Below are 13,006 nucleotides of genomic sequence, written 5' to 3' on the forward strand. Positions count from 1 at the left end.
TATCCATTGAAGGAGCCCGTGCATGTTCGAATCTGCCGAGATTGGTCACAGCATCGACAAGCAAACCTACGACGCCGAGGTTCCAGCCCTGCGTCAAGCACTGCTCGAGGCCCAGTATGAGCTCAAGCAGCAAGCGCGTTTTCCGGTCATCGTGCTGATCAATGGCGTGGAGGGGGCCGGCAAGGGCGAGACGGTCAAGCTGCTCAACGAGTGGATGGACCCGCGCATGATCGATGTGCTCACCTTCGATCAGCAGACCGACGAGGAACTGGCGCGGCCACCGGCCTGGCGTTACTGGCGCGCCTTGCCGCCCAAGGGGCGCATGGGGGTGTTTTTTGGCAACTGGTACAGCCAGATGCTGCAAGGGCGCGTGCATGGAGTGTTGAAGGATGCGGTGCTGGACCAGGCCATCAACGGCGCCGAACGCCTGGAGCAGATGCTGTGCGATGAAGGCGCGTTGATCATCAAATTCTGGTTTCATCTTTCCAAGAAGCAGATGAAGGCGCGGCTCAAATCCCTCAAGGACGACCCCTTGCACAGCTGGAAGATCAGCCCGCTGGATTGGCAGCAGTCGCACACCTACGACCGCTTCGTGCGCTTCGGGGAACGTGTGCTGCGCCGCACCAGCCGCGATTACGCGCCCTGGCATATCGTCGAGGGGGTTGATCCCAATTACCGCAGCCTGGCCGTCGGGCGTATCCTGCTCGACAGCTTGCAGGCGGCCCTGGCCAACAATCCCAAGGGCAAGCACGTGGGCAATGTCGCGCCGCTTGGGCGCAGCATTGATCAGCGCAGCCTGCTCGGTGCCTTGGACCTGACAGTGCGTCTGGACAAGGCCGACTATCAAGAGCAACTGGTCACCGAGCAGGCGCGCCTGGCCGGTTTGCTGCGTCACAAGCACATGCGCCGTCATGCCCTGGTAGCGGCCTTCGAAGGCAATGATGCGGCGGGCAAAGGCGGTGCGATCCGGCGCGTGGCCGCTGCCCTGGACCCCCGTCAGTACCGGATCGTGCCCATTGCCGCGCCGACCGAAGAAGAACGCGCGCAGCCTTACCTGTGGCGTTTTTGGCGGCACATTCCCGCGCGTGGCAAGTTCACCATCTTCGACCGCTCCTGGTATGGCCGGGTGCTGGTGGAGCGGGTCGAGGGGTTCTGCAGCCCTGCCGACTGGATGCGCGCCTATGGCGAAATCAACGACTTCGAAGAGCAACTGGTGAACGCGGGCGTGGTAGTGGTCAAGTTCTGGCTGGCCATCGACCAGCAGACCCAGCTCGAACGCTTCGAGAAGCGTGAGCAAACCCCATTCAAGCGCTACAAGATCACCGAGGACGACTGGCGCAACCGCGACAAGTGGGACGACTACAGCCAGGCCGTAGGCGATATGGTCGACCGCACCAGCAGCGAGATTGCGCCCTGGACGTTGGTCGAAGCCAACGACAAGCGCTGGGCGCGGGTCAAGGTCCTGCGCACTATCAACGAGGCGCTGGAAGCGGCGTTCGCCAAGCACAAGAAGTAGGCGGGGCGCGTACCCCTGACAGGCAGGTGGGCATGTGCAACACGGCTGCGCTCCGGTGTGTTGCCCGCATCATGCCCCCATAGAATGACGTGATGAATTCTTTTCCCGGCATGCCTGCGCTGGCTACCTGCGCAACCCCGTAGAATTCAGCCACCCCCACCACGGATCTGATCGAGGACACCATGCATACCACCTCCGGCCGTTGGGTTCACGGCCTGCTGCTTGCCCTGTTGACTGCATTGCTATGGGGCATCCTGCCGATCAAGCTCAAGCAGGTGTTGCAGGTGATGGACCCGTTGACGGTGACCTGGTATCGCCTGCTGGTGTCCGGTGGGCTGCTGTGCGCCTGGCTGACGGCCAACCGTCGCCTGCCGTCTTTGGGCAGGCTCACGCGCAAGGGCAGGGGCCTGGTGGGGGTGGCGGTGCTGGGGCTGATGGGCAATTACGTGCTGTACCTGATCGGCTTGAAGCTGCTCAGCCCTGGTACGGCGCAGCTGGTGGTGCAGCTGGGGCCGGTGCTGTTGCTGGTGGCCAGCGTATTCGTGTTTCGCGAGCGATTCAGCGTAGGGCAGGGGGTGGGGCTGTTGATCCTGCTGGCAGGTTTCGGGCTGTTCTTCAACCAGCGCCTGGAAGAACTGTTGACTTCGCTTGGCGCCTATACCACGGGTGTGCTCACCATTGTGCTGGCCACCAGTATCTGGGTGTTCTACGCCTTGAGCCAGAAGCAGTTGCTGACGGTGTGGAACTCGCAGCAGGTGATGATGGTGATCTACCTGTGCTGCGCGGCGCTGCTGACGCCTTGGGTGCAGCCGCTGGAAGTCTTGCAACTGAGCCCCGTACAGGGCTGGCTGCTGCTGGCGTGCTGCCTGAACACGCTGGTGGCCTATGGCGCCTTTGCCGAAGCCCTGGCGCATTGGGAGGCTTCCCGGGTCAGTGCGACGTTGGCATTGACCCCCTTGGTGACGTTCGTGGCGGTGGCACTGGCTGCGCTGGTGTGGCCTGAGTATGTGCAGGCGGAGCAGATCAACATGCTCGGGTATGTAGGGGCTGTGGTCGTGGTGGCAGGCTCGGCGCTGGTTGCGCTCGGGCCTTCCCTGGTGGCGGGATGGCGGGCACGTCGCGCGCGGCTTGCGCAGGTGTCCTAGGTGTTGGGGGCGGGTGGCGCCTCTGATCAGACGCCGGTTGGGCAGCAGGAATGGTTGCGGCCGCTCGGCAGCCTATCGCTGCCGCTCACACGGGGACTCGCTGGCCCGGATGCGGTGCAAGGCAGTTGCTCCCACACCCAATGCGCGAGCCTTCTTGGCGTTGCCGAATAAAAGGGGGCAACGCAAGCCGCCCCCACAGACTTCAACCCTTGCCACCCGGCGCCAGCATGTTCTCCGGCCTTACCCACTCATCGAACTGCTCGTTGGTGAGGTAGTCCAGCTCAAGCGCCGCCTCACGCAGGGTCTTGCCCTCGCCATAGGCTTTCTTGGCAATCTCGGCAGCCTTGTCGTAACCGATATGCGGGTTGAGTGCCGTTACCAGCATCAGCCCTCGCTCCAGGTGTGCGGCCATCTGCTCGGTATCTGGCTCGATGCCCGCCACGCAATGCTGCTGGAAGTTGCGGCAACCGTCTGCCAACAGCTCGATGGACTGCAGCAGGTTGTGGATGATCACCGGCTTGAACACGTTCAACTGCAGATGCCCCTGGCTGGCGGCAAAACCGATGGTGGTATCGTTGCCAAGCACCTGGCAGGCCAGCATCGACAGCGCCTCGCACTGTGTCGGGTTGACCTTGCCCGGCATGATCGAACTGCCGGGCTCGTTGGCGGGCAAGCGTACCTCGGCCAACCCCGCACGGGGCCCTGATCCGAGCAGGCGCAGGTCGTTGGCGATCTTCATCAAGGCCACCGCCAAGGTTTTCAGCCCCCCAGCCAGGCTGGTCAGCGGCTCGTGCCCGGCCAGCGCTGCAAACTTGTTGGGTGCGGTCACGAAGGGCAGCCCGGACAGAGCGGCCAGCTCGGCAGCAATGGCTTCGGCGAACCCCTGGGGCGCATTGAGGCCCGTGCCCACCGCCGTGCCGCCCTGGGCCAGCTCATACACCGCCGGCAGGCTGGCGCGGATGGCGCGCTGGGCATAATCGAGTTGCGCCACGAACGCCGAGACTTCCTGGCCGAAGGTAATCGGCGTGGCATCCATCATGTGGGTGCGTCCGGTTTTGACCAGGCGATGGTGCCGTGCCGACAGCTCGGCCAGGCCCGAGGACAGCTCGGCGATGGCCGGCAGCAGTTGCGCGTGCACGGCCTGGGCGGCTGCGATGTGCATGGCGGTGGGGAAGCAGTCGTTGGAGCTCTGGGAGCGGTTGACGTGATCGTTGGGGTGCACCGGCGACTTGCCGCCGCGCACCTGGCCGGCCAGTTCGTTGGCGCGACCTGCGATCACCTCGTTGACATTCATGTTGCTCTGCGTGCCACTGCCGGTCTGCCAGACCACCAGCGGGAACTGATCGTCGTGCTTGCCGTCCAGGACCTCATCGGCGGCCTGCTCAATCAGCCGGGCAATGTCGGCGGGCAGTGCACCGTTGCGGTCGTTGACGCGGGCAGCGGCCTTCTTGATCAGCGCCAGGGCATGCAGGACGGCGAGCGGCATGCGTTGCTGGCCGATGGCGAAGTTGATCAACGAGCGCTGAGTCTGCGCGCCCCAGTAGGCGTGCTCAGGAACTTCAACCGGCCCAAGGCTGTCTGTTTCGATACGGCTCATGCTGCATTCACTCCCTGTCAGTCAGAATCAGCAGTTTAGGCCCTCATGCGACCTGGCGGTTCAATCGCCTGTCGTGCCACTTGAGCAGCTCGCCCTGGCGGGCGCAGAATGCTCGCTCTGAGGTACCGCCTCCCCCTCCTGAAGGAAATGCAATGACCCGTCTTCGTGTCCTCTGTGCTGCTGTCGCCCTGGCTTGCGCCAGTGGCCAGGTCCTGGCCGCCACCCCCAGCCACAACGCCGCTGCCGAGAAATTCCTGACCTTGGCCAATGCCGACAAACTGGGCACGCCGGTGTACATGCAAGTGCAGCAGATGTTCGCCCAGCGCTTTGCCCAGACCAAGGCACCTGCCTCCAAGCAGCCTGTGCTGGAAAGCTACCAGGCCAAGGCCAACGCCGCGCTGGACAACGCCATCGGCTGGAAGAAGCTCAAGCCCAAGATGGTCGACCTCTACACCCAGACCTTTACCGAGCAAGAGCTCAAGGACCTGGTCAAGTTCTACGAGTCGCCCCTTGGCCGCAAGGTGCTGCGCGAGATGCCCAAGGTCACCCAGCAATCGGCTCAGCTGACCCAGCAGACCCTCGAACCGGCGGTGCCGGTGGTCAACAAGCTGCTTGAAGACATGACCAAGGAGCTGGACCCTAACTACGGCAAGGCAGCCGCGCCAGCCAAGAAGTGAGCACGGCCATGAACATGCAACAGCGTATCGAACAGCAACTGGCGAGCCTGGCGCCTCAGCACCTGCAGGTGCTCGATGAAAGCCACATGCACAGCCGTGGTCAGCAGACCCACTACAAGGCCGTGATCGTGAGCGAGGTGTTCGAAGGCTTGAACAGCGTCAAGCGGCACCAGAAGGTGTATGCGACCATGGGCGAGCTGATGGGCCAGATTCATGCGCTGGCGATTCACACCTATACCGGCGATGAATGGGCGCAGGTCGGCAGTGCGCCGGCATCGCCTGTCTGCGCCGGCGGCGGGCACTGAAAGCTTACTGTTGTTCTGGTAGAATCCGCTTCATCCCAAAAAGGGGCTGCTGCACAGCCCATCGCTGGTACGCCAGCTGCTTCAGGTAACCCCACTGCGTTGACGCACCGGGCACCTGAAGCGGCAGGTGTGCCTGCGATGGGCGTGCGGCGGCCCTTTGTTCATTGTGTAACCCGGTCCGCCCCTTACGAGGGCAGCCACCTGGAGAACCTGATTCATGTCACACCCCATCGTCGTCGCGGCGCTGTACAAGTTCGTCACCTTGCAAGACTACGTCGAGCTACGCGAGCCGCTGCTCAAGGCCATGCTCGACAACCATGTCAAAGGCACCTTGCTGTTGGCCCATGAGGGCATCAACGGCACCGTGTCGGCCACCCGCGAAGGCATCGACGGCCTGCTGGCCTGGCTGCGCAGCGACCCGCGCCTAGTGGACATCGACCACAAGGAGTCGTACTGCGACGAGCAGCCCTTCTACCGTACCAAGGTCAAGCTCAAGAAAGAGATCGTCACCCTGGGCGTGCCTGGGGTCGACCCCAATCAGGCGGTGGGCACCTACGTCGAGCCCAAGGACTGGAACGCGCTGATCAGCGACCCCGAGGTGCTGCTGGTCGACACGCGCAACGACTACGAAGTGGCCATCGGCACGTTCAAGGGGGCCATCGACCCCAAGACCGAAACGTTCCGCGAATTTCCCGACTACATCAAGGCCAACTTCGACCCGGCCCGCCACAAGAAGGTCGCCATGTTCTGCACTGGCGGCATCCGTTGCGAAAAAGCGTCCAGCTATATGCTCGGTGAAGGCTTCGAGGAGGTCTATCATCTGAAAGGTGGCATCCTGAAGTACTTCGAGGAAGTGCCACAGGAACAAAGCCTGTGGGAGGGCGACTGCTTCGTGTTCGATAACCGCGTCACGGTTCGCCATGACCTGAGCGAGGGTGAATATGACCAGTGCCACGCCTGCCGTCACCCGATCAATGCCCAGGAGCGTGCCTCGGAGCACTACTCGCCAGGTGTAAGCTGCCCGCACTGCTGGGATTCGCTGAGCGAAAAGACCCGCCGCAGCGCCATCGACCGGCAGAAGCAGATCGAGCTGGCCAAGGCCCGCAACCTGCCACATCCGATTGGCCACAACTACAAAGCCGAGGCCTGAGTGATGTCTGCGCGCCTGATCTACGTGATGGACCCGATGTGTTCCTGGTGCTGGGGCTTCGCACCGGTGGCCAGTGCGCTGATCGATCAGGCCAGTCAGGCGGGCGTGCCTACCCATCTGGTGGTCGGCGGGCTGCGCAGCGGCAGTGCCGCCCTGGACGGCGCCACCCGCAAGTACATTCTCGAGCATTGGCAGGCCGTGGCCCAGACAACGGGGCAGCCTTTCAATTTCGAGGGCGCCATGCCCGACGGCTTTGTCTACGACACCGAACCGGCCTGCCGAGCACTGGTTGCTGCCCGCGAGTTGGATGGCGAGCGCCTCTGGCCTCTGCTGGCAGCCATACAGTCTGCGTTCTATGAAGGGGCTCATGACGTGACCACCGCCCCGCACCTGGTGGAGCTGGCCGAGCAGGCGGGTTTTGAGCGCGGGCCGTTCGCCGAGGCGTTCACCCGCGCCGAAACCCGCGCTGCCACCGCCGCGGATTTCGCCTGGGCGCAAGGCTTGGGCATCGCGGGCTTCCCGACCTTGCTCGCTGAGCGCAACGGCCAACTGGCCTTGCTGACCAACGGTTATCAGCCGCTTGAGCGTCTGCAACCGTTGCTTGGCCGCTGGCTGCAGCAGGCTGCCAATGCTTGATGTGCCCGGGTCGCCCGACCCGGCGCCGTCCAAGCCGGCGTGCTCGGCCGACCGGCTGAGCTGGTCGGAAATCCGCCGGCTTGCCCTGCACCACAAAAAGCAGCTGTGGACGGCGAACCTGATTGCCGTGCTGGCAGCCTGCTGCAGTGTCCCGATCCCATTATTGCTGCCGCTGCTGGTGGATGAAGTGCTGCTCGGGCACGGCGATGCCGCGCTCAAGTGGATGAACCAGCTGCTGCCGTCTGGCTGGCAGGTCGCAGCAGGCTATATCGGCCTGATGTTGTGCCTGACCTTGTGCCTGCGCCTGGCGGCACTGGCGTTCAACGTCATCCAGGCCAGGCTGTTCGCCGGATTGGCCAAGGACATCGTCTACCGGCTACGCATTCGCCTGATCGAACGGCTCAAGCGTATTTCCCTGAAAGAGTACGAGAACCTGGGCAGCGGCACGGTCACCACGCACCTGGTCACGGACCTGGACACCCTCGACAAGTTCGTGGGCGAGACCCTCAGCCGCTTTCTGGTCGCCATGCTCACCCTCACCGGCACGGCCGCCATCCTGCTGTGGATGCACTGGCAACTGGCGCTGCTGATCCTGCTGTTCAACCCGCTGGTCATCTACTTCACGGTGCAGTTGGGCAAGCGGGTCAAGCACCTGAAAAAGCTCGAGAACGACAGCACGGCCCGCTTCACCCAGGCGTTAGCCGAAACGCTCGATGCCATCCAGGAGGTCCGCGCCAGTAACCGCCAGGGCTATTTCCTCGGTCGATTGGGCGTCAAGGCTCGCGAGGTGCGCGACTACGCCGTGGAATCGCAGTGGAAGAGCGACGCCAGCGGCCGCGCCAGCGGACTGTTGTTCCAGTTCGGCATCGACATCTTCCGCGCAGCGGCCATGTTGACGGTGTTGTTCTCGGACTTGTCGATCGGCCAGATGCTTGCCGTCTTCAGCTACCTCTGGTTCATGATCGGCCCGGTCGAGCAGTTGCTGAACCTGCAATATGCCTACTATGCCGCTGGCGGTGCGCTCAACCGCCTCAATGAGCTGCTGGCACGCGCCGACGAGCCCCAGTACCCGGCAGCCAGTGACCCTTTCGCCGGGCACGCAACGGTGGGCATCGAGGTACGGGACCTGTCCTTTGCCTACGCCGACGAGCCGGTGCTGGATAACCTGAACCTGGCCATCGCACCCGGTGAGAAGGTTGCCATTGTCGGCGCCAGCGGGGGTGGCAAGAGCACGCTCGTGCAGCTGCTGCTCGGGCTGTACAGCGCGGATGCAGGCACCATTCGCTTCGGCGGTGCCACCCTGCAGGAAATCGGCCTGGAAACCCTGCGTGAGCAGGTGGCCGTGGTCTTGCAGCACCCGTCGCTGTTCAACGACAGTGTGCGGGCCAACCTGACCATGGGCCGGGACTGCACCGATGATGCCTGCTGGCAGGCACTGCGGATCGCTCAGCTCGACGGCACCATCGCCGCGCTGCCTCACGGCCTGGACAGCGTGGTGGGACGTTCGGGTGTTCGCTTGTCCGGCGGTCAGCGTCAACGGTTGGCCATTGCACGCATGGTACTGGCCGAACCCAAGGTGGTCATTCTGGACGAAGCCACCTCGGCGCTGGACGCTGCCACCGAATACAACCTGCATCAGGCGCTGGCGCGTTTTCTCAAGGGCCGCACCACGCTGATCATTGCCCACCGCTTGTCGGCGGTGAAACAGGCGGACCGGGTGCTGGTGTTCGACGGCGGTCATGTGGCCGAGGACGGCGACCATCAGCAGTTGATTGCCGAGGGCGGGTTGTACGCCAAACTGTACGGGCACCTGCAGCAGCTCTGAGCGCTGTGTGAAGTGCCTTGGGGCGACGGTCAGACGGGGCTGCTTGCAACACAGTCTCACCGAGTATTCGAGCGTTTCACACCCAGGCTAGGGCCTGAGCAATCGCAGGAATTCGACACCGGCCGGCGCCATCACCTGTTCAGCCCGCGTGATCACGCCGATCTCGCGTACCACTCCCGGATGATCCACCGCCACCTTGCTCACTTCGTGACGGCCCTCGTCGGCCGACTCGGGCAACAACGCCACGCCCTGGCCCTGACGCACCAGTGCCAGCACCGTCGACATGTAGTTAGCTTCAAGCCCTGCCGCCAGGGGCAGGCGCGCGTCGGCGAACAGCCGCTCGACCAGGTTGCGCACGCTGCTGTCCCGTCCGGTCAGCAGCATGGGGTATGCCGCCGCTTCGGCCAGCGTCACCGCCGTATGCCTGGCCAAGGGGTGGTCGTGCGGTACGTACAGGCACAGGCGATCTTCGAGCACGGCCTTGAACGCCAGCCCTTGGGTAGGCCGTGCCTGCACACCCAGGCCGAAATCCACTTCCTGCTCCAGCACTAGCGTATCGATGCGCTGGGCTACCACGTCACGCAGCCTGACCTCGATGCCGGGGAAGCGTTCGCGAAAGCGCTGCACCACGCCTGGCAGCAACCCCGAGCACAGCGAGGGCAGGGCCGCGATGGTCAGTACACCACGGCGGGAGGTGGCATGGTCACGGGCCGCCTCGACGATGTTGTCCAGATCGAGCAGCAACTTTTCCATCGGCAACAACGCATGCTGACCCGCAGCGGTGAGGCCTACGTGACGCGGGCTGCGTTCGAGCAAGGTCACCCCAAGCCAGTCTTCGAGTTGGCGAATCTGCACGGTGAGCGCCGAGGGCGACAGGTTCAGGGTCAGGGCGGCCTTGGAAAAGTTACCGGTTCGCGCCACCGCCAGGAACGCACGGATGAGCTGGATCGCATTCTTCATTTTGTTTTTCCGAACGTGGCCTGCCGAATATTTCAATTCACAGAGCCTAACGCCGTTGTTATTACTCTTGCAAAACAACAACAGGGCCTTCTCTCGCAACCGCGGACCTGAGCCCGAAGAGGAAACCCCATGCTCGCCACCCTCGGTGTCGCTACTGTCCTGTGCATGCTCGTGAGCATCATGAGCAAACGCATCTCCCCCCTGGTCGCCCTGATCGCCCTGCCCATCATCGCGGCGTTGCTCGGTGGCTTCGGCCTGCAAACCAGCGGCTTCATCATCACCGGCATCAAGAACGTCGCCCCGGTCGTGGGCATGTTCGTTTTTGCCATCCTGTTCTTCGGCATCATGACCGACGCCGGCATGCTCGACCCGATCATCGACCGCATCCTCAAGCGCGTCGGCACACGCCCGACGCGCATCGTCATGGGCACGGCCCTGCTGGCCCTGCTGGTGCACCTGGACGGTTCGGGCGCAGTGACCTTCCTGGTGACCATCCCCGCGATGCTGCCGCTGTACACCCGCCTGGGCATGGACAAGCGCATCCTGGCCTGCGTCACGGCCATGGCGGCCGGGGTCAACTTCCTGCCCTGGACCGGCCCGGTGCTGCGGTCATCGGCAGCGCTGCACGTGCCGGTGGCTGACCTGTTTCAGCCGCTGATTCCGGTGCAGATCGTCGGGCTGATCTTCGTCTTCGCCTGTGCCTACTGGCTTGGGCGACGCGAAGAACGGCGCCTGGGTCTGGGCCGGGACGCGCTCGACGTCACCCCTCACCAGCGTGTGCTGACTGACGCCGAACGCGAGCTGCGCAAGCCGCGCATGTTCTGGCCCAATTTGCTGCTGACCCTGGTGGTGATGGGCGTAATGATCGCAGGGGTGGTGGACCCGGTGGTGATGTTCATGGTCGGTACCGTGCTCGCCTTGTGCCTGAACTACCCCAACGTGGACGCGCAGCGGGCGCGCATCGACGCCCATGCCAAGACCGCGCTGACCATTGCCAGCATTCTTCTGGCCGCGGGCGTCTTCACCGGCATCATGCAAGGCACCGGCATGCTCAAAGCGATGGCCGAGGTGGCGGTGGGGCAGATTCCTGCAGGGCATGGCCAACTGATTCCTGCGGTAGTCGGTTTTCTTTCCATGCCCCTGAGCCTGCTGTTCGACCCGGATTCGTTCTACTTCGGCATCATGCCGGTGGTCGCCGAGGTTGGCAGAGCCCTGGGCGTGGACCCGATGCAAGTAGCCCAGGCTTCGCTTCTGGGCGTGCACACCACGGGTTTTCCGGTCAGTCCACTGACCCCCGCGACCTTCCTGCTGGTTGGCCTGTGCAAGATCGAACTGGCCGATCACCAGCGCTTCACCATCCCTTTCCTGTTCGCGGCCTCGGTTCTGATGACCTTGACCGCCCTGGTCATTGGAGTTTTCTAGATGAAGACCATACGCATCGGCGCTGGCGCCGGTTATTCGGGCGACCGCATCGAGCCGGCCATCGAGTTGGCGCAACAGGGTGAACTGGACTACCTGGTGTTCGAATGCCTGGCCGAGCGCACCATCGCCCTGGCGCAGCAAGCGCGGTTGCTGGACCCGCACGGTGGTTTCGACCCCTTGCTGGGCGAGCGCATGCGCCGCGTGCTGCCTTACGTAGGTCCAGGGGCCGACGGCACGCGGCGGCGCCTGCGCATCATCACCAACATGGGTGCGGCCAACCCACTGGGCGCGGCCTCTGAAATCCGCCGCATCGCGGCTGAGCTTGGCTTGCCTGGTATCAAAGTGGCGGCGCTGACCGGCGACGATGTGCTCGCCACCTTGCAGCAATGGCCCGAGCAGACCCTCGACAACGGTGCCACCCTCTCTGAACTGGGCGATCGATTGATTTCAGCCAACGCTTATGTGGGCGCAGAGGGTATCGTGCAGGCCTTGCAGGCCGATGCAGATATCGTGGTCACCGGCCGTGTGGCCGATCCGTCGCTGTTTCTCGCACCGCAGCTGTTCGAGTTCGGCTGGCGCGTCGACGACTGGACGCTACTGGGGCGCGGCACCCTGGTCGGGCACCTGCTCGAATGCGCAGGGCAAATCAGCGGCGGCTACTTCGCCGACCCCGGGGTGAAGGAAGTGCCCGAACTCGACCGCCTCGGCTTCCCGCTGGCCGAAATCGATGCCATGGGCCATGCGGTGATCAGCAAGGTGGCCGGTTCCGGCGGGCGCATCGATACCGCTACCTGCACCGAGCAACTGTTGTACGAAGTGCATGATCCGGCCGCTTACCTTACGCCCGATGTGACGGCTGATTTCAGTCAGGTGACGTTTCAGGCCCTGGATCAAGATGAGGTCCAGGTGCGAGGCGCCAGTGGGCGCGCGCGCCCGGAGGCGTTGAAGGTGTCGGTGGGTTTTCTCGACGGTTGGATCGGCGAAGGGCAGATGTCCTATGGCGGCCCTGGTGCGGTGGCCCGCGGGCGCCTGGCCGAAGCGATCGTACGCAAGCGCCTGCAACTGACCGGTGTGGCCTGCGACGATATACGCAGCGAGCTGATAGGCGTCAGCGCCTTGCACGGTGACGACCTGGCCCAGCGCGCCCAGGGCGAGCCCTGGGAGGTGCGGCTGCGTGTGGCGGCGCGCTGCGCCACCAAAAATGATGCGGTGCGCATCGGCAACGAGGTGGAAACCCTCTACACCAACGGCCCCTATGGCGGCGGTGGAGCGAGCAAGTCGGTGCGTCAGGTGGTGGCGGTGGCTTCGCTGTTGCTGCCCAGGGACGCGGTCGCCTTGCAGGTGCATCTGGAGGAGGTGGCATGAGTACCCACACGAAATTGCGCGATATAGCCCACAGCCGTACTGGCGACAAGGGCGACACGTCGAACATCTCGGTAATCGCCTTTGATTCGGCTGACTACCCGCGCCTGGCCCAGTGGCTGACGGTAGAGCGCGTCACGGCCCACTTTGCCGAGCTGCTGGACCCGGCAGGCCCCCCCGTTCGCCGGTACGAGCTGGCGCAGCTCGGGGCGTTGAACTTCGTGCTGCCCGGCATCCTGCGTGGCGGTGTGACCCGATCGTTGGCCTTGGATGCCCATGGCAAGACGCTGGGGGCGGCGCTGCTGGATCTCGAACTCTGACAAGCGGTCGGCCCGCGCCGTGCACACGGGTCAAGCCCGGCCCCTGCGGTGCGCACTTGAGTGGGCCAAAAACCAGGCTGGCATGACGTGA

General features: G+C 64.0%; 12 protein-coding genes. 10 read left to right on the forward strand and 2 right to left on the reverse strand.

Going from position 1 to position 13,006, the window contains the following annotated elements; translation table 11 throughout:
- The first annotated feature begins 22 nt into the window (after positions 1-22).
- Positions 23-1,516: a polyphosphate:AMP phosphotransferase gene (pap, locus tag B2Y33_RS21640; protein WP_206406082.1), complete on the forward strand. Its 1,494-nt coding sequence runs from the start codon at positions 23-25 to the stop codon at positions 1,514-1,516.
- A gap of 182 nt (positions 1,517-1,698) precedes the next feature.
- Positions 1,699-2,661, forward strand: coding sequence for a DMT family transporter (locus B2Y33_RS21645; RefSeq protein ID WP_111475161.1), 963 nt, complete (start codon positions 1,699-1,701; stop codon positions 2,659-2,661).
- A 202-nt stretch (positions 2,662-2,863) separates the two neighbouring features.
- Here B2Y33_RS21645 and B2Y33_RS21650 read toward each other — a convergent pair whose 3' ends face one another.
- Positions 2,864-4,258, reverse strand: coding sequence for a class II fumarate hydratase (locus tag B2Y33_RS21650; protein WP_027915860.1), 1,395 nt, complete (start codon positions 4,256-4,258; stop codon positions 2,864-2,866).
- 152 nt (positions 4,259-4,410) lie between these two features.
- Between B2Y33_RS21650 and B2Y33_RS21655 the strand changes: the two genes are divergently transcribed.
- The 5 genes from B2Y33_RS21655 to B2Y33_RS21675 all read left to right on the forward strand — a co-directional run bounded on the left by B2Y33_RS21655 (position 4,411) and on the right by B2Y33_RS21675 (position 8,851).
- Entirely contained in the window at positions 4,411-4,935 is a 525-nt protein-coding gene (locus tag B2Y33_RS21655; RefSeq protein WP_027915861.1) for a DUF2059 domain-containing protein, read from the forward strand.
- Between the two features lie 8 nt (positions 4,936-4,943).
- Positions 4,944-5,240, forward strand: a complete 297-nt coding sequence (locus B2Y33_RS21660; RefSeq protein ID WP_027915862.1) for a BolA family protein — start codon at positions 4,944-4,946, stop codon at positions 5,238-5,240.
- Positions 5,241-5,457: 217 nt separating this feature from the next.
- Positions 5,458-6,390 carry a rhodanese-related sulfurtransferase gene (locus B2Y33_RS21665; RefSeq protein ID WP_027915863.1) on the forward strand — a complete coding sequence of 311 codons (933 nt, stop codon included), beginning with the start codon at positions 5,458-5,460 and terminating at the stop codon, positions 6,388-6,390.
- Between the two features lie 3 nt (positions 6,391-6,393).
- Positions 6,394-7,026: a DsbA family protein gene (locus B2Y33_RS21670; protein ID WP_027915864.1), complete on the forward strand. Its 633-nt coding sequence runs from the start codon at positions 6,394-6,396 to the stop codon at positions 7,024-7,026.
- The gene (locus tag B2Y33_RS21675) at positions 7,019-8,851 is read left to right on the forward strand and encodes an ABC transporter ATP-binding protein (protein WP_206406083.1); all 1,833 of its coding nucleotides are present in this window, start codon (positions 7,019-7,021) and stop codon (positions 8,849-8,851) included. The genes B2Y33_RS21670 and B2Y33_RS21675 overlap by 8 nt, the downstream gene beginning before the upstream one ends.
- An 87-nt stretch (positions 8,852-8,938) precedes the next feature.
- Here B2Y33_RS21675 and B2Y33_RS21680 read toward each other — a convergent pair whose 3' ends face one another.
- On the reverse strand, positions 8,939-9,811 hold the full coding sequence (locus tag B2Y33_RS21680; protein WP_027915866.1) for a LysR family transcriptional regulator: 873 nt from the start codon (positions 9,809-9,811) through the stop codon (positions 8,939-8,941).
- A gap of 129 nt (positions 9,812-9,940) precedes the next feature.
- On the opposite strand from B2Y33_RS21680, the gene B2Y33_RS21685 reads away from it, so the two are divergent.
- The 3 genes from B2Y33_RS21685 to B2Y33_RS21695 are packed head-to-tail and all read left to right on the forward strand — an operon-like array spanning position 9,941 to position 12,915.
- Positions 9,941-11,233 carry a CitMHS family transporter gene (locus B2Y33_RS21685; RefSeq protein ID WP_206406084.1) on the forward strand — a complete coding sequence of 431 codons (1,293 nt, stop codon included), beginning with the start codon at positions 9,941-9,943 and terminating at the stop codon, positions 11,231-11,233.
- Entirely contained in the window at positions 11,234-12,598 is a 1,365-nt protein-coding gene (locus B2Y33_RS21690; RefSeq protein WP_028688046.1) for an acyclic terpene utilization AtuA family protein, read from the forward strand. It begins immediately after the preceding gene.
- Positions 12,595-12,915, forward strand: a complete 321-nt coding sequence (locus B2Y33_RS21695) for an AtuA-related protein (protein ID WP_027915869.1) — start codon at positions 12,595-12,597, stop codon at positions 12,913-12,915. The genes B2Y33_RS21690 and B2Y33_RS21695 overlap by 4 nt, the downstream gene beginning before the upstream one ends.
- The last annotated feature ends 91 nt before the right edge of the window (positions 12,916-13,006 follow it).

It is taken from the genome of Pseudomonas sp. UBA5666 (assembly GCF_002420785.1).
GTDB classification, from domain to species: Bacteria; Pseudomonadota; Gammaproteobacteria; order Pseudomonadales; family Pseudomonadaceae; genus Aquipseudomonas; species Aquipseudomonas fulva.